Origin of the sequence: Streptomyces sp. NPDC050263 (genome assembly GCF_040655955.1) — a bacterium.
In the GTDB taxonomy this organism is placed as follows: Bacteria; Actinomycetota; Actinomycetes; order Streptomycetales; family Streptomycetaceae; genus Streptomyces.
This window is the reverse complement of sequence record NZ_JBFAKW010000074.1, coordinates 1-16,037: the sequence shown is the minus strand read 5'-3', so window position 1 is coordinate 16,037 and position 16,037 is coordinate 1. Positions and strand designations below refer to the sequence as shown.

Below are 16,037 nucleotides of genomic sequence, written 5' to 3'. Positions count from 1 at the left end.
GCTCAAGTACTTCATCCTCAGTCGAAGGACACCGACCATGCGCCGCGCCTTGATCGTCGTAGACGTGCAGAACGACTTCTGCGAAGGGGGCAGTCTCGCGGTGACCGGCGGTGCCGACGTGGCCGCCGCCATCACCGAGCTGATCGGGCAGGCCCCCGCCGGGTACCGGCATGTGGTGGCCACCCGCGACCACCACATCGCGCCCGGCGGCCACTTCGCCGACAACCCCGACTACGTCCACTCCTGGCCCGCGCACTGCGTCGCCGGCACCGAGGGCGTCGGCTTCCACCCCAACTTCGCCCCGGCCGTCGCCTCCGGCGCCGTCGACGCCGTCTTCGACAAGGGCGCCTACGCCGCCGCCTACAGCGGCTTCGAGGGCGCCGACGAGAACGGCGTCAAGCTGGGCGACTGGCTGCGCTCCCGCAGAATCGACGAGGTGGACGTCGTCGGCATCGCCACCGACCACTGCGTCCGGGCCACCGCCCTGGACGCGGCCCGCGAGGGCTTCCGCACCCAGGTCCTGCTGGACCTCACCGCCGGAGTCGCCGAGGAGAGCACCGACCGCGCCCTGGCGGAACTGCGCGCGGCAGGCGTGGAACTCACCGGAAAGCCGGTCGTCTGACACGCTCCCCCCGGATAACGTCTTCCTAGGTCCAAGCCCAACTCGGCCCCACGGAGACGGTGTTGACGCAACGCTCGCACGTACGGCGCCCCACGCTCGAGGATGTCGCCCGGCGGTCGGGGGTATCGAAGTCGACCGTCTCGCGGGTGATCAACGGGGAGGCCCGGGTGCGGGCGGAGGTCGTCGACCGGGTCCGGCACGTCATCTCCGAGCTGGGATACGTCCCCAACCAGGCCGCCCGGCAACTCGTCACCCACCGCACCGGCGCCGTCGCCGTGGTCGCCGCCCAGCCCGAGAACCGGCTCTTCCTCGACCCGTTCTTCGACCTCCTGCTGCGCGGAATCCGCCGCGAACTCGCGCTGCACGGCGCGCAGGCCGTCCTGCTCTTCGTGGAGGAACCCGACGACTACGCGCGCGTGGCCGACTACCTCGGCGGCGGCCATGTCGACGGCGCGATCCTGTTCTCCCTGCGCCCCGGCGACCGCCTGCCCGAGATGATCGACCGGCTCGCCCTGCCCGCCGTCTTCGGCGGCCGCCCGCTGCTCCGGGACGGCGACACCGTCCACCGCCACGCCTACGTCGACGGCGACAACCGCGGCGGCGCCCGCCAGGCCGTCCAGCATCTGGTCGCGCTCGGACGGCAGCGGATCGCGACCGTCGCCGGCCCCTACGACCAGGAGAACTCCGCCGCCGACCGGCTCGCCGGCTACCACGACGTCCTGCTGGACGCCCCGGCCGAACTCGTCGAACGGGCCGACTACACCCGGCAGGGCGGAGCCGACGCCATGGCCGCGCTGCTGGACCGCCGCCCCGACCTGGACGCCGTCTTCGCCGCCTCCGACCTCATGGCGGCCGGCGCGCTCCAAACCCTGCGCGAGCGCGGCCGCCGGGTGCCCGAGGACGTCGCCGTCGTCGGCTTCGACGATCTCGCCTCCATCGCCGAGTCGACCGACCCGCCCCTGACCACCGTCCACCAGGACGTCCCGGAGATGGGCCGGCTGCTGGCCCGGCTGCTCGTCCGGAACGAGGCGCCGCAGCCGCCCTCGGTGGTCGTCCCGACCCGCCTGGTGCGCCGCGCCTCCGCCTAGGGATCTCAGCCCCCGACCGTAATCCGTCCATCATGTGGGATCACACTCCGGCAGCCGGACCGGGAATCGATACGATGAGCCCATGGTTCTGAACGACGTGAGCGAGAAGACGCCGGGCACGCTGCTCGTGGCGCGGCTGCACGTCGACCTGTGCAGGCTCGCCAGCGCCATCTGTTGACGCCCGCATTGCTCTGCCGCCGGGCCCGCGAGCCTGGGGGAGTCTCACATGACGTATCGCGCTGCCCACACCTTCCGACAGGAGTCCTCAGCCATGGCCATCGAGGTCCGCATCCCGACCATCCTCCGCCAGTACACCGACGGTCAGAAGGCGGTGGAGGGAAACGGTGACACCCTCGCCGCGCTGTTCACCGACCTCGAGACCCGGCATGCGGGAATCCACGCCCGCATCGTGGACGACGGCAAGCTGCGCCGCTTCGTCAACGTGTACCTGAACGACGAGGACGTCCGCTTCGTCGACGGCATCGACACCAAGCTGACCGACGGCGACACCGTGACGATCCTGCCGGCCGTCGCCGGCGGCATGGCCTGACAGCGGCATGCGTTACGACTCCCCGTTGGCCGCGGTGGGCAACACCCCTCTGGTGCGCCTGCCGCGGCTCTCGCCGTCCGCCGACGTCCGCATCTGGGCCAAGCTGGAGGACCGCAACCCCACCGGCTCGGTCAAGGACCGCCCCGCCCTGCACATGGTCGAGCAGGCGGAGAAGGACGGCCGCCTCACCCCCGGCTGCACCATCCTGGAGCCGACCAGCGGCAACACCGGCATCTCCCTCGCCATGGCGGCCAAGCTCAAGGGCTACCGCATGGTGTGCGTGATGCCCGAGAACACCTCGCAGGAACGCCGGGACCTGCTCCGCATGTGGGGCGCCGAGATCATCCCCTCCCCGGCCGCCGGCGGCTCCAACACCGCCGTGCGCGTCGCCAAGGAACTCGCCGCCGAGCACCCCGACTGGGTGATGCTCTACCAGTACGGCAACCCCGACAACGCGGGCGCCCACTACGCGACGACCGGCCCGGAGATCCTCGCCGACCTCCCCTCCGTCACCCACTTCGTCGCGGGCCTCGGCACCACCGGCACGCTCATGGGCGTCGGCCGCTACCTCCGCGAGAACAAGCCGGACGTGAAGATCGTCGCCGCCGAGCCGCGCTACGACGACCTGGTCTACGGCCTGCGCAACCTCGACGAGGGCTTCGTCCCCGAGCTGTACGACGCCTCCGTCCTCACCACCCGCTTCTCGGTCGGCTCGGCGGACGCCGTGACCCGCACCCGGGAACTCCTCCAGCAGGAGGGCATCTTCGCGGGCGTCTCCACGGGCGCGGCCCTGCACGCGGCGATCGGCGTCGGCAAGAAGGCGCTGGCGGCCGGCGAGAGCGCGGACATCGTGTTCGTCGTCGCGGACGGCGGCTGGAAGTACCTGTCGACGGGCGTCTACACGGCGGCGACGACAGAGGAAGCGATCGAGACCCTCCAGGGCCAGCTCTGGGCGTAGCCGTCGGCCGGTGCGGCGGCCGGGCGGTGAGACGGCCGGGCCCTCAGCCGGTCAGGTGACGGACCTGGTCCCACAGGACCGGGTCCACCACCCCCACCCGCCGCCGGAAGTCCCACACCCGCACCTCGCGCAGCTCGCCCGTCTCCAGAAAACCGGCCCGCCCCTGCGCGTCGCCCACCGCACCGGGCGGCAGCGGGATCACCCCGGCCCGCTCGTCGCGGTACTTGCTGGTGATCTTCGCGACGGTCACCCGGTCACCGCGCACCATCAGCACCAGACACGGCCGGTCCTTGTTCCCCGGCCCGTCCTCGAACGGCACGTTCGCCCACCAGATCTCCGCGGGCCGCGGCCTCCCGGCGAGCCCGTGCCCCCGGGTCGACCGTCCCGTCGCCCGGCCCGGCGGCCGGGTCCGACGCCCCCGCCGCTGCCGTCCCCGGCCCCACCCGTCGACGAGCGTGGCGACCAGCGCGAGCAGTACCACCGCCGCGAGCGCGAGCCACCAGGACGTGTCCATAGGACGACGCTACCGGCGCACGACGACCGCCGCGCGCCCTCTGTCAGGGCCCACGCGCCTCGGGTCCAGCCGAACCGGTGACACCACAGGTGAGTTCCCCCACAACAGCCCCTGGCGGAGGAGCGACCCGGGGTTTTGCGCCTTACGCTCGACGAACCGCACGACCCCCGTCGCCCCATTCACGATCATTCGTCCCGCCAGCGGAGGTTTCTGCTTTATGAAGCTCACCGTCGTCGGCTGCTCGGGGTCGTTCCCGTCCGCGGAATCGGCCTGCTCGAGCTACCTCGTAGAGGCCGACGGCTTCCGGCTGCTTCTCGACATGGGCAACGGCGCCCTGGGCGAGCTGCAGCGCCACTGCGGTCTCTACGACCTCGACGCGATCTTCCTGAGTCATCTGCACGCCGACCACTGCATCGACATGTGCGCGTACTTCGTCGCACGCTACTACCGCCACGACGGCGGCCGCTGCGACCCCATTCCGGTCTACGGACCGGAGGGCACGGAGCACCGCCTGACCACGGCCTACGCGGACACCCCGTCGGCCTCCTCGATGAGCGAGGTCTTCGACTTCCACACGGTCAAGCCGTCCACCTTCGACATCGGGCCGTTCACCGTGCACACCGAACGCGTCGCGCACCCGGTGGAGGCGTACGGCATCCGCGTCGAACACGGCGGGAAGTCCCTGACGTACTCCGGTGACACGGGAGTGAGCCCGGTCCTGGCCGAACTCGCCCGCGACACCGACCTGTTCCTGTGCGAGGCCGCCTTCACGCACGGCAAGGAGAACATCCCCGACCTGCACCTCAACGGCCGCGAGGCGGGCGAGACGGCGAGCCGGGCGGGGGCGCGCAGACTCGTCCTGACCCACATCCCGCCGTGGACCGACCCCCAGGTCAACCTGGCGGACGCCCGCGCGGTGTTCGACGGCCCGGTGGCACTGGCGGCGCCGCGGCAGACGTACGAGATCTGACGCGCACCTCACGCGGAAGACCCCCGGAGCAGTTCAGGGCTCCGGGGGTCTTCGCGTGCGTGTCTGCCTGTTCGCGGCTACGCCTTGGTGATGTCCTCGAGCTCGTCCTCGGGCTCGCGGCCCGGGGTTGCGAGGTTGAACCTGGTGATGGCGAAGCGGAAGACGAAGTAGTAGACCGCGCCGAAGACCAGACCGATCGGGATGATCAGCCAGGGCTTGGTCGCCAGGTTCCAGTTCAGCGCGTAGTCGATGAAGCCCGCGGAGAACGTGAATCCGGCGTGCACGCCGAGGGCCCAGGTGATCGCCATGGACAGGGCGGTCAGCACCGCGTGGATCGCGTAGAGCAGCGGGGCGATGAACATGAACGAGAACTCGATGGGCTCGGTCACACCGGTGACGAACGAGGTCAGCGCGAGCGAGATCATCATGCCCAGCACGGCCTTGCGGCGCTCGGGACGGGCGGTGTGCGCGATGGCCAGGGCGGCGGCCGGCAGGCCGAACATCATGATCGGGAAGAAGCCGGACATGAACTGACCGGCCGTCGGGTCACCGGCGAAGAAGCGGTTGAGGTCGCCGTGGACGACGTCGCCGGCCGCGTTCGTGAAGTCGCCGAGCTGGAACCAGGAGACGGTGTTCACGAACTGGTGCATGCCGACCGGGATCAGCGCGCGGTTGATGAGGCCGAACAGACCCGCGCCGAACGCGCCCAGACCCGTCATCCACTCGCCGAAGTCGGAGATGACCTCACCGATCGGCTCCCAGACCAGCCCGAAGAAGACGCCCATGATCGTGCCGACGAAGGCCATGATGATCGGCACCAGCCGGCGGCCGTTGAAGAAGCCGAGCCAGTCGACCAGCTTCGTGCGGTGGTACCGCTGCCAGATCACGGCGCCGAGCAGACCCATCACGATGCCGCCGAGCACCCCGGGGTTGTTGTAGGTCGCGGCTATGTCCGCACCCGCCTGGACCTTCGCCTCGCTGACCGGGAACGCCTTGAGGACGTTTGCGTAGACCAGGAAGCCGACCAGTGCGGCCAGGGCGGTGGAGCCGTCCGACTTCTTGGCGAAGCCGATGGCGACGCCTATACAGAAGAGCATCGGCAGGTTGTCGAAGATCGCACCGCCGGCCGTGGCGAAGACCGCCGTGACCTTGTCGGGCAGGTTCAGCTTGTCGTGGATGTCCTGCTGGCCGAAGCGGAGCAGCAGCCCCGCCGCCGGGAGCACGGCGATCGGGAGCTGCAGGCTGCGGCCGACCTTCTGCAGGCCCTGGAAAAGACCGGATCCCCACTTCTTCGCGGGGGCCGCCGTGGGCGCGGTGGCGGTGCTCATAGACTTCCTCCATCGGGTGGTGGTCTACACCACTCAGTGGTGTAGACCATGTTGTAGCACGATGAAGGCGGCATAAGGAACCCACTGTTCCCGCAACCGTCGAACTACGTTGAGCTACCGCTCGGCTACGCTTTCGTGACGTCCTCCCGCTCCTCCTCCGGCTCGCGCCCCGGCGTCTTCAGATCGAACTTCGTGATCGCGAAACGGAAGACCGCGTAGTAGACGACGGCGAAACACAGCCCGATCGGGATCATCGCCCACGGCCGCGTCGCCAGATTCCAGTTGATGACGTAGTCGATCAGACCGGCCGAGAAGCTGAAACCGTCATGCACGCCCAACCCCCACGTCACCGCCATCGACACACCCGTCAGCACCGCGTGCACCACATACAGCAGGGGCGCGACGAACAGGAACGAGTACTCGATCGGCTCCGTGATGCCCGTGACGAACGACGTCAGCGCGACCGACAGCATCAGACCGCCGACCTCCTTGCGCCGCGCCGGCCGCGCGCAGTGCGTGATGGCCAGCGCCGCCGCCGGCAGCGCGAACATCATGATCGGGAAGAAGCCCGAGGTGAACTGACCCGCGTCCGGATCGCCCGCCAGGAACATGTTGATGTCACCGTGCACCACCGTGCCGTCCGGCTTCGTGAAACTGCCGAACTGGAACCAGATGGGCACGTTCAGGAACTGGTGCAGACCGATCACCAGCAACGCCCGGTTCGCGAGGCCGAAGATCCCCGCACCCCACGCGTCCAGCCCGTCCAGCCAGTCGCTGAAACTCTCCAGGGCGTCGCCGATCGGCGGCCACACCCACAGACACAGCGCGGCGAACGCGATCGCCACGAACGCCATGATGATCGGGACCAGCCGCCGCCCGTTGAAGAAGCCCAGCCAGTCCACCAGCTTCGTACGGTGATAGCGCTGCCAGAAGTAGGCCGTCAGCAACCCCATCACGATCCCGCCGAAGACCCCCGGATTCTGGTACGCGAAGGCCCCCACCGTGTTGTCGGTCGCCTGGCACCCGATGTTCGGGATCAGCTTCGAACCCGGCGCACAGTCCTCCGGGAACTGCCGCAGCACGTTGTAGTAGACGAGGAAACCCGCGACCGCCGCCAGCGCCGTCGACCCGTCCGACTTCTTCGCCATGCCGATGGCCACACCGATGCAGAACAGCAGCGGCAGCCCGAGGGAGCCGTCGAGCAGCGCCGCACCCGCACCCGCCATCACCCTCGCGACGTCCGTCCAGCCAAGCCCGTCGTCCCCGAACACATCAGGCTGGCCCAGCCGGTTGAGAATGCCCGCGGCCGGCAGCACGGCGATCGGCAGCTGAAGACTGCGGCCCATCTTCTGCAGCCCCTGGAACGCGGTGTTCCAGCGCTGACGTGCGGGACCGACCCCGGTCCCCGCGCTCCCGGCACTCATCGTTTGGCGACCGCCTGTCAGGTGGTGTAGACCAGCTACGGACGATTGGGTTGCTGTGAGGTCATCCTTCGGTACACACAGCGCAATCGCTCGCGAAGTTGGGCCAACTGTGCGTCACGTGTAAGGAGACCGAAATGGCCACCAAGGCTGAGAAGATCGTCGCCGGACTCGGCGGCCTCGACAACATCGAAGAGATCGAGGGCTGCATCACCCGGCTGCGCACCGAGGTCAACGACCCCTCGCTGGTCGACGAAGCCGCCCTGAAGGCCGCCGGCGCCCACGGCGTCGTCAAGATGGGCACCGCCATCCAGGTCGTCATCGGCACCGACGCCGACCCGATCGCAGCGGAGATCGAAGACATGATGTGAACCCCACGGTTCACCCCCTGAGGGCCCCTTTCCACCGCGGAAGGGGCCCTTTCCGGCGGTGCGGACACCTCCTCCGGCTCTGCGGCTAGGCTCGACGCATGTCACGCATCGACGGCCGCACCCCCGAACAGCTCCGCCCCGTCACCATCGAACGCGGCTGGAGCAAGCACGCCGAGGGCTCCGTCCTCGTCTCCTTCGGCGACACGAAGGTCTTCTGCACCGCCTCCGTCACCGAGGGCGTCCCCCGCTGGCGCAAGGGCAGCGGCGAGGGCTGGGTCACCGCCGAGTACTCCATGCTCCCCCGCGCCACCAACACCCGCGGCGACCGCGAGTCCGTCCGCGGCAAGATCGGCGGCCGCACCCACGAGATCTCCCGCCTCATCGGCCGCTCCCTGCGCGCGGTCATCGACTACAAGGCGCTCGGCGAGAACACCATCGTCCTGGACTGCGACGTCCTCCAGGCCGACGGCGGCACCCGCACCGCCGCCATCACCGGCGCCTACGTCGCCCTCGCCGACGCGATCACCTGGGCCCAGGGCCGGAAGCTGATCAAGGCCGGCCGCCAGCCCCTCACCGGCACGGTGGGCGCGGTCTCGGTCGGCATCGTCGGCGGCATCCCGCTCCTCGACCTCTGCTACGAGGAAGACGTCCGCGCCGAGACCGACATGAACGTCGTCTGCACCGGCGACGGCCGCTTCGTCGAGGTCCAGGGCACCGCCGAGGCCGAGCCGTTCGCCCGCGACGAGCTCAACTCCCTCCTCGACCTGGCCGTTTCCGGCTGCGCGGAACTGACTGTCCTGCAGCGCGCGGCACTTGATACGGTCCTGGAAAAGTAAAGGGAACGCCAAGACGTCCCGGCGGCGCGGGCAACCGGCCCGCCCGCCGGGGCGTCTTGGTCAGTACACCGACGGGGAGGAACACACATATGTCCACGGCCGCGAGCCGACGCCCACACCGGCGTCGTCGTACCGTCATAGCCGTCACCACGGCGGCCGTCGCCCTGACCCTGGGGCTGACGACGACCGGCTGCGACGCAGTCAACAAGGCCCTGGACTGCGTCCAGACCGCCGACGCCATCGCCGACAGCGTCACCGACCTCCAGCAGGCCGTGGAGAACGCCGTGAACGACCCCACGCAGACGGAGGAGTCGCTGACCTCCATCGAGAACAACCTCGACGAGATCGGCGACAAGACGGACAACACCGACGTCAACAAGGCGGTCGACGACCTCCAGAAAGCCGTCACGAACGTCCGCACGGCGGTCGAGAACGGCGACAACACCCCCGACCTCAGCCCGGTCACGGACGCGGCGGGCGAACTGACGAAGGTCTGCACGCCGTAAGAAAACCCTTGGGCGGACCGGGGACACCGGACTGGGGATACTGGGGGACATGACCCGCCTGATCCTCGCCACCCGCAACGCCGGAAAGATCACCGAACTCAGGTCGATCCTCGCCGACGAGAGGCTGCCCCACGACCTCGTCGGCGCGGACGCCTACCCCGAGATCCCCGACGTCAAGGAAACGGGAGTGACGTTCGCCGAGAACGCGCTCCTCAAGGCCCACGCCCTGGCCCAGGCCACCGGCCTCCCGGCCGTCGCCGACGACTCGGGCCTCTGCGTCGACGTCCTCAACGGCGCCCCCGGCATCTTCTCGGCCCGCTGGTCCGGCACCCACGGCGACGACAGGGCCAACCTCGACCTGCTCCTGGCCCAACTCTCCGACATCCCGGAGGAACACCGAGGCGCCCACTTCGCCTGCGCGGCGGCCCTGGCTCTCCCGGACGGCACGGAACGGGTGGTCGAGGGCCGCCTGACCGGCACCCTCCGCCACACCCCGACCGGCACCAACGGCTTCGGCTACGACCCGATCCTCCAGCCGGCCGGCGAGACGCGCACCTGCGCGGAACTGACGGCGGAAGAGAAGAACGCGATCAGCCACCGGGGGAAGGCGTTCCGGGGGTTGGTGCCGGTGGTGCGGGAGCTGTTGGGCTGAGCCGCACGGATCAGGCCCCCGCACCTTTGAAACGGAGGTGCGGGGGCCTGTCTCTCCTGTGGGCCCGGTGGGACTCGAACCCACGACATACCGGATCTAAACCGGCATCCTCTTGCCAGCTGGGATACGGGCCCGCAGCCGTGCCTACTCTACTGGGCGCTGTGGACGGCTCGCTGTCGTCTGCCCCCTCTGCACCATGTGCTGGTGATGGCGTGACAGTTAGGACACAACAACCGCAGGTTCTCCCGCCGGTCGTCGCCCCAGTCGCCGTTGATGTGATCGACCTCCAGCGTCATGGGATTGCCGAGCCACTCGGGGGCGGTGCCGCACTCGGCGCACGCCTCGGGCACGCCCACTTCCAGGAGTGCCCGGCGGAGCAGGTGCGTCCTGGTCCGCCGTGTGCCGTCGTGTCGGACCAGGATGTCCCCAGCGCGGCGGAGCGGCGTTGTGCCCGGCCCGCCGCGTTGATGCGCCTGCCCCAGGAAGTGGGAGGTGTCGAGACCGTCCTCGGCTACCCAGCAGTGGAACTCGGCACGCAGCCTGCTGTTGTAGGGCTCCTCTCCCAGGGCGCGGAGCGCATCCGCGATGGAGGGTGCTCCCTCGACCGCTCGGCGCAACTCGTCAGCGGTCGGTCTCGCTGGCGCTGCTGTAGCCCGCCTCTGACGGGGCATGTGCGAGACATCGACGAAGTGCTCGAAGCGCCGGAACAGATGGCGACGAAGTTGGCCGTACGGCCGGGTGCCGAAGAAGACGATGACCTCCTCGATGCTGGAACACTGCGCGGCGGCCTCGGCCAGCCGTTCCCGGGTGTACTGCACGCTGCTGCTCATGTCGCCCTGCCCTTGCCGCGCCCCCGGTAACTGTCCGTCGTGGAGTGGCAGTTGGGGCACAGGAACCGCAGGTTCTCGATGCGGTTGTCACGCCAGTTGCCGTCGATGTGGTCGACCTCCAGGGGGAGCGGGTGGCCCCGCCAGACCGCGTTCATGCCGCACATGGCACAGCGCTCCGCCATGCCGGTGGTCGTCAGTGCCCACCTGAGCCGATCACTCGGGATGCGTCGCGCCTGGTCGACCGGTTGCTCGACAAGCAGAGCCTCCGGCGTTCGGGGGCGCCAGACCTTGCCCCGCTGCGTTGGCACGCGGAAATGTGAGACGTCGATTCCGTACGCCTTGATCCGGCGGCTGATGTGCGTGTGATGACCGCCGACCACCTCAAGTCCAAGATGCCGCAGCACCTCGCACATGTTCGTAGACGCCGAGACCGCCTCCTGAAGCACATCCCGCGTCCACCTCACCCCCTCCCGCTCGAAGTGTGCGACATCCACCCCGAGCTTCTTCATCCGCTTGAAGATGTACTGCCGCGTCGAACTCCCCGGCTCCACCCCCAGCCTCCCCAGCGCCTCCGACAACGTCCGAGCCCCCCGAGCCGCTTCCTCCAGCCGCTCCCGTGTGTATGTGCTCGCGCCCATCGAAACCCCCTCCGTTTCCCGGCCGCCCGTTCGCGGCCCGTACGGAGTAACGAACCGCTTATCGGACAGTCACGCCCGGAACGGGAGAGCGGCCTGTGGCGGGGGTCACCCCGGCGCAGGCCGCAGAAGGGAAGAAGGGGGGCCTCAGATGCCGAGGTCCTTGATGATCTTTGCTACGTGGCCCGTCGCCCGGACGTTGTACAGGGCTCGCTCGACCTTGCCCTCCTCGTCCACGACGATCGTGGAGCGGATGACGCCCATGTACGTCTTGCCGTAGTTCTTCTTCTCGCCGAACGCGCCGTACGCGTCCAGCGCGGTCTTGTCGGGGTCGGCCAGGAGGGTGACCTTGAGGGACTCCTTCTCGCGGAACTTGCCCAGTTTCTCGGGGGTGTCCGGGGAGATGCCGATGACGTCGTACCCGGCGCCGGCCAGGAGGTCCAGGTTGTCCGTGAAGTCGCAGGCCTGCTTCGTGCAGCCGGGGGTCAGGGCGGCCGGGTAGAAGTAGACGATGACCTTGCGGCCCTTGTGGTCCGACAGGGACACCTGGTTGCCGTCGGCGTCGGACAGGGTGAAGGCGGGGGCCACGTCCCCAGGCTCGAGTCGCTCGCTCATCTCTCCAGCCTAGGGCCTGTCCGGCGGATCATGCCGGAGACGCAGGGTCTGGCACGCCCACCTGCGGCGTTGTCGTCGGTTGCCGACTCCCCCACTCTCGGCTTCGCTCGAGCGGGGGGACCCCCATCGCGTCGACGCCCTCCTCCGCCTTGCAGTTGAACGCACCAGACCCCGCTCACGCGCGTTGACGAGTCGGCGCTGCTTTCCTCCGACTTGATCCGCCGGACAGGCCCTGACCGGGGGTCCTGACAGTGCGGCGCACGGAAGAACTGACAGACTGTCCGGAGCAGCAGGAAAACGCAGTATCTGACCTTCGGAGGCCGAGACCGTGGCGGAGACGTCGGACACCAGAACCCCGGCGCAGATCGAGGCGGACATCAGGGCCCGCCGAGACGTGCTGGCGGAGACGCTGGACGAGATCGGGGTGCGGGTGCATCCGAAGACCATCGTGGGGGATGCGAAGGCGAAGGTCGTCGCCAACGTCGATCACACCCTGGGGAAGGCCTATGTCCAGGTCAACCGCGCGGTGAGTCAGGTGCGGGCGCAGTTCGTGGACGAGGAGGGCGCGCCGCGGCTGGAGCGCGTCGTGCCCGTTGCGCTGGTGGCCGTCGGCGTCGTCGGACTGCTTGTGCTCGGCGCCCGTCGCCGCAAGGGCTGACCTCACGCATACGTTTCCGCTTCGGGCAGGTAGGTTCAGTGCTGTGAGCGCCAACAGAATCGATCCCAGTTCCCAGCACGACAAGCTGCCCATCCGGATGCTGCACGACCGTGTGCTCGTGCGGCAGGAGGCCGGTGAGGGCGAGCGGCGTTCCGGTGGCGGCATTTTGATTCCCGCCACCGCGGCCGTCGGTCGTCGGCTGGCGTGGGCGGCGGTCGTCGCGGTGGGGCAGAACGTGCGGACGGTGGAGCCGGGGGATCGGGTGTTGTACGACCCCGAGGACCGTGCGGAGGTCGAGGTGCGGGGTGTCGCGTATGTGCTGATGCGGGAGCGCGATCTGCACGCGGTGGCGGCGGACCGGTTCGAGGGGTCCGAGGACACCACCGGGTTGTATCTGTAGATCTGTCGGATCTGCGGATCTGCGGATCTGTGGATCTGTGGTCGTAAGGGCCGGTGACCGTCGTCACCGGCCCTTTTTTGTCGTTTCTTTGCTGCATTCGAAGGAGCCCGACGAGACGCGCCGTACCGGGATGCCGCTGGCAGGAACTGCCGGGACCGCCAAGACCCTCCCCATCGGCACCGCCTATGGCGTGTGGGTGGGGATCGGGGCGGCCGGGGTGGCGGTGCTCGGCATGGTGGTGCTGGGGGAGCCGGCGACCGCCGCCCGGATCTTCTTCGTGTGTCTGCTGCTGGTCGCCGTGGTGGGGCTCAAGGCGACCGGCGGGCACTGACCCGGCAACCCGGCACGCCCTCTGAGGACGCTATGGGCTCGCGCCCGTCGTCGTTCCCGTGTTGTCGCCGCCCGGGGTGCCTCCCGAGGCGCCGACGCTGGTGCCGGTCGAGGCGTTGCCTTCGGTCGTGTTGCCCTCGGTGGCGGTGCCTGCGCTGGTGTTGCCCGCGGTGGTGCCGGTCGAGGCGCCGGTCGAGGTGTTGCCGTTGGTCGTGTTGCCCTCGGTGGCGGTGCCCGCGCTGGTGTTGCCCGCGGTGGCGCCGGCGTTGGCGGTGCCGGTCGTCGTGCCCGGGGGCTGGCCCTGGCCCTGCGTCTGGCCCTGGGCGGTCTCGGTGCCGGTCGTGGCGCCGTCGTCCGGGTCGGCGCTGGCCTCGGCGGTGGCCGAGCTGGAGGGGTAGACGGACTCCTCGCCGCCGTCCTGGATCTGGAGGTTGAACTCGGTGGCGGGGGTGCCCTTCAGGGCGTTCTTGGTGAACTGGGCCCAGATCTGGGTGGGTGCGCCGCCGCCGTTGATGCGGGGCAGGCCCATGACGCCCTTGAGGGACTTGTGGTGGGCCGTCTCCGGGTCCTGGCCCATGACCGCGACGACGGTGGCGAGGTCGGGGGTGTAGCCGGCGAACCAGGCGGCCTGGTCCTCCTCGGCGGTGCCGGTCTTGCCGGCGGCGGGGCGGCCGGCGTCGAGGGCCTCGGTGGCGGTGCCCTGCTGGACGACGCTGCGCAGGATGGACGTGGTGGTGTCGGCGGCCTCGCGGCTGACGACCTGGGAGGCCTTCTGCTCGGGCAGCTCCAGCACGTCGGAGCCGTCCTTGGTGACCTTTTCGATCATGGTGTACGTGCCGTGCTTGCCGTGGTTGGCGAGGGTCGCGTACGCCTGCGCCATGTCCAGGACGCTGGCGTTGGCCGTGCCGAGGGCGATGGAGGGGTAGGGCTGGAGCTCGGGGGTGTCGGTCGGCAGGCCGAGCTCGATCGCGGTCTGCTTGACCTTCGCGGGGCCGACGTCGACGGCCATCTGCGCGTACACCGAGTTCACGGACTTGTCGGTGGCGGTGCGCACGCTGATGTCGCCGTAGTTGACGTAGTCCTCGTTCTCGGGGTCGTAGACGCCGCCGCTCCAGCCCTGGACGGGGCGCTTGTTGGTGCCGTCGTAGATCGTGTTCGGGGTGATCTGGCGGTCGTCCTGGGTGGTGGAGTCGTTCTCGACGGCCGAGGTGAAGACGAACGGCTTGAAGGTGGAGCCGACCTGGAAGTCCTGGCGGGTGGCGTTGTTCGTGTACTGCTTGATGTAGTCGACGCCGCCGTACATGGCGAGGATCTTGCCGGTCTTGGGGTCGACGGCGGCGCCGCCCGCGCGGACATAGCCGTCGACCTTGCGCTTCTTCGGGTCCAGCTTGGACATGAGCTGGTCGTTGACGGCGTCCACGAAGGCGTCCTGCTTGGACTTCTCCAGGGTGGTGGTGATGCGGTAGCCGCCCGCCTCCAGCTCGTCCGAGGTGACGATCTTGTTGTTCTTCAGGTAGTCCTTGATCGCCGTGACGAGGTAGCCGCGCTGCCCGGACATGCCGGTGTCGGCGCCAGAGGTCTCCTTGACCGCCGGGAACTTCATGCCGGTGCGCTTGGCCTGGCTGAGCCAGCCCTTGGTGACCATGCCGTCGAGGACGTAGTTCCAGCGCGCCTCGGCGGCCGACTTGTTCTCGGGGTGGGCGATGATGTCGTATTCGCTGGGCGCGTTGACCAGCGCGGCGAGGTAGGCGCCCTGGGCGGCGGTGAGCTTCGAGGCGTCGACGCCGTAGTAGGCCTTCGCGGCGGCCTGCATGCCGTAGGCGTTGCGGCCGAAGTAGCTGGTGTTGAGGTAGCCCTCGAGGATGTCGTCCTTGGACGTCTCGCGGTCCAGCTTGATCGAGATGAAGAACTCCTTCACCTTGCGGGTGACGGTCTGCTCCTGCGCGAGGTAGTAGTTCTTCACGTACTGCTGGGTGATCGTGGAGCCGGACTGCTTGCCCTTGCCGGTGGCGGTGTTCCAGCCGGCCCGCAGCATGGCCTTGGGGTCGATCGCGGACTCGGTGTAGAAGTCGCGGTCCTCGGCGGCCAGGACGGCGTGCTGGGCGTCCTTGGAGATCTGCGAGAGGTCGACGTTCTCGCGGTTGACGGTGCCGTCGCGGGCGATCTCGGTGCCGTCGGCGTAGAGGTAGACGTTTGACTGCTTGGTGGCGAGCGCGTTGGCCGGCGGGATCTTGACCATCGAGTAGCCGACGAAGAACAGGCCGACGAGCACGGCGGCGCCGAGGACGAACAGGCCGAGCATCATCCGCCAGGTGGGCAGCAGCCGGCGCCAGCCGGTGCGCCTGGGTCGCTTCCCCACTGCGGTGCTCCCCCCGTCTCCCGCCTCCGGCTTTCCGGGTGCTGAGCCCTCGGTCGGCTGCTGCGGCTGTGGCTCGTCACTCATGTGTTGCCCGGACTCCTGTTTCGCGCCGTACGTTTCCGTACGTCGTCGTTCGTTCCCAAACATCTCGTACGCGTTCTGCGCCCCCTCTTGAAGACTCTCGCACCAAGCGTTCCGTTCCCGACAATCGGGGCGTGTTGCGCGGGAAATCGCGTGGCACGCGGTCGGACCGGCGCACTAGGCTCCTGCGCTTCGGTGTCGATGAGGGCACCACAGGTGACTAGTGCCGCGGCAGGCAACGTTCGCCCCGTCGCGACGCCCGGCACGCACTCTCGCCGCACCGGCCGAAAGCCCAAGTACGTCCAGTACGAGG

At 69.1% G+C, this 16,037-nt stretch carries 19 protein-coding genes, 1 tRNA gene and 1 pseudogene; 13 read left to right on the top strand and 8 right to left on the bottom strand.

Going from position 1 to position 16,037, the window contains the following annotated elements:
* The first annotated feature begins 37 nt into the window (after positions 1-37).
* From AB0J04_RS28565 to AB0J04_RS28545, 5 genes are all read left to right on the top strand, one after another.
* Positions 38-622 carry a nicotinamidase gene (locus AB0J04_RS28565; protein WP_363171432.1) on the top strand — a complete coding sequence of 195 codons (585 nt, stop codon included), beginning with the start codon at positions 38-40 and terminating at the stop codon, positions 620-622.
* 62 nt (positions 623-684) lie between these two features.
* Positions 685-1,710, top strand: a complete 1,026-nt coding sequence (locus tag AB0J04_RS28560) for a LacI family DNA-binding transcriptional regulator (protein ID WP_363171431.1) — start codon at positions 685-687, stop codon at positions 1,708-1,710.
* An 82-nt stretch (positions 1,711-1,792) separates the two neighbouring features.
* Positions 1,793-1,888, top strand: coding sequence for a putative leader peptide (locus AB0J04_RS28555; RefSeq protein ID WP_351911754.1), 96 nt, complete (start codon positions 1,793-1,795; stop codon positions 1,886-1,888).
* A 93-nt stretch (positions 1,889-1,981) separates the two neighbouring features.
* Positions 1,982-2,260 carry a MoaD/ThiS family protein gene (locus tag AB0J04_RS28550; protein WP_351911825.1) on the top strand — a complete coding sequence of 93 codons (279 nt, stop codon included), beginning with the start codon at positions 1,982-1,984 and terminating at the stop codon, positions 2,258-2,260.
* Between the two features lie 7 nt (positions 2,261-2,267).
* On the top strand, positions 2,268-3,218 hold the full coding sequence (locus AB0J04_RS28545; RefSeq protein ID WP_351911753.1) for a cysteine synthase: 951 nt from the start codon (positions 2,268-2,270) through the stop codon (positions 3,216-3,218).
* A gap of 43 nt (positions 3,219-3,261) precedes the next feature.
* On the opposite strand, the gene AB0J04_RS28540 is transcribed toward AB0J04_RS28545, so the two are convergent.
* Positions 3,262-3,732, bottom strand: a complete 471-nt coding sequence (locus tag AB0J04_RS28540) for a type II toxin-antitoxin system PemK/MazF family toxin (protein ID WP_363171430.1) — start codon at positions 3,730-3,732, stop codon at positions 3,262-3,264.
* 217 nt (positions 3,733-3,949) lie between these two features.
* On the opposite strand from AB0J04_RS28540, the gene AB0J04_RS28535 reads away from it, so the two are divergent.
* Positions 3,950-4,702: an MBL fold metallo-hydrolase gene (locus tag AB0J04_RS28535; protein WP_363171429.1), complete on the top strand. Its 753-nt coding sequence runs from the start codon at positions 3,950-3,952 to the stop codon at positions 4,700-4,702.
* A gap of 77 nt (positions 4,703-4,779) precedes the next feature.
* Here the strand turns inward: AB0J04_RS28535 and AB0J04_RS28530 are convergent, their stop codons facing one another.
* Both AB0J04_RS28530 and AB0J04_RS28525 read right to left on the bottom strand, forming a co-directional pair.
* A complete protein-coding gene (locus tag AB0J04_RS28530; RefSeq protein WP_363171428.1) occupies positions 4,780-6,030 on the bottom strand; it encodes a PTS transporter subunit EIIC in 1,251 nt (416 codons plus the stop codon).
* 125 nt (positions 6,031-6,155) lie between these two features.
* A complete protein-coding gene (locus AB0J04_RS28525) occupies positions 6,156-7,454 on the bottom strand; it encodes a PTS transporter subunit EIIC (protein WP_363171427.1) in 1,299 nt (432 codons plus the stop codon).
* A 107-nt stretch (positions 7,455-7,561) separates the two neighbouring features.
* Here AB0J04_RS28525 and AB0J04_RS28520 point away from each other — a divergent pair, with 107 nt between their 5' ends.
* The 4 genes from AB0J04_RS28520 (at position 7,562) to rdgB (ending at position 9,816) form a co-directional block, all read left to right on the top strand.
* The gene (locus AB0J04_RS28520) at positions 7,562-7,822 is read left to right on the top strand and encodes a PTS glucose/sucrose transporter subunit IIB (RefSeq protein ID WP_363171456.1); all 261 of its coding nucleotides are present in this window, start codon (positions 7,562-7,564) and stop codon (positions 7,820-7,822) included.
* A 98-nt stretch (positions 7,823-7,920) separates the two neighbouring features.
* On the top strand, positions 7,921-8,658 hold the full coding sequence (gene rph / locus AB0J04_RS28515; protein WP_363171426.1) for a ribonuclease PH: 738 nt from the start codon (positions 7,921-7,923) through the stop codon (positions 8,656-8,658).
* A gap of 89 nt (positions 8,659-8,747) precedes the next feature.
* Positions 8,748-9,164, top strand: coding sequence for a hypothetical protein (locus tag AB0J04_RS28510; protein WP_363171425.1), 417 nt, complete (start codon positions 8,748-8,750; stop codon positions 9,162-9,164).
* 49 nt (positions 9,165-9,213) lie between these two features.
* A complete protein-coding gene (gene rdgB / locus AB0J04_RS28505) occupies positions 9,214-9,816 on the top strand; it encodes an RdgB/HAM1 family non-canonical purine NTP pyrophosphatase (protein ID WP_363171424.1) in 603 nt (200 codons plus the stop codon).
* 59 nt (positions 9,817-9,875) lie between these two features.
* Here the strand turns inward: rdgB and AB0J04_RS28500 are convergent.
* From AB0J04_RS28500 to bcp, 4 genes are all read right to left on the bottom strand, one after another.
* Positions 9,876-9,950 (bottom strand) — tRNA-Leu (locus AB0J04_RS28500).
* Positions 9,951-9,965: 15 nt separating this feature from the next.
* Positions 9,966-10,646, bottom strand: a complete 681-nt coding sequence (locus AB0J04_RS28495) for an HNH endonuclease signature motif containing protein (protein ID WP_363171423.1) — start codon at positions 10,644-10,646, stop codon at positions 9,966-9,968.
* On the bottom strand, positions 10,643-11,284 hold the full coding sequence (locus AB0J04_RS28490; protein ID WP_363171422.1) for an HNH endonuclease signature motif containing protein: 642 nt from the start codon (positions 11,282-11,284) through the stop codon (positions 10,643-10,645). Before AB0J04_RS28490 ends, AB0J04_RS28495 begins: the two co-directional genes overlap by 4 nt.
* 144 nt (positions 11,285-11,428) lie before the next feature.
* Entirely contained in the window at positions 11,429-11,896 is a 468-nt protein-coding gene (gene bcp, locus AB0J04_RS28485; protein WP_363171421.1) for a thioredoxin-dependent thiol peroxidase, read from the bottom strand.
* Positions 11,897-12,224: 328 nt separating this feature from the next.
* On the opposite strand from bcp, the gene AB0J04_RS28480 reads away from it, so the two are divergent.
* The 3 genes and pseudogenes from AB0J04_RS28480 to AB0J04_RS28470 all read left to right on the top strand — a co-directional run.
* Positions 12,225-12,554, top strand: coding sequence for a DUF3618 domain-containing protein (locus AB0J04_RS28480; protein WP_363171420.1), 330 nt, complete (start codon positions 12,225-12,227; stop codon positions 12,552-12,554).
* A 43-nt stretch (positions 12,555-12,597) separates the two neighbouring features.
* Complete coding sequence (locus AB0J04_RS28475) at positions 12,598-12,954, top strand: co-chaperone GroES (protein ID WP_351911742.1); 357 nt, start codon at positions 12,598-12,600, stop codon at positions 12,952-12,954.
* A gap of 157 nt (positions 12,955-13,111) precedes the next feature.
* A pseudogene (locus AB0J04_RS28470) lies at positions 13,112-13,285 on the top strand (SMR family transporter); the annotation flags it as partial.
* A 30-nt stretch (positions 13,286-13,315) separates the two neighbouring features.
* Here the strand turns inward: AB0J04_RS28470 and AB0J04_RS28465 are convergent.
* A complete protein-coding gene (locus AB0J04_RS28465) occupies positions 13,316-15,727 on the bottom strand; it encodes a transglycosylase domain-containing protein (protein WP_363171419.1) in 2,412 nt (803 codons plus the stop codon).
* Positions 15,728-16,037 lie beyond the last annotated feature (310 nt).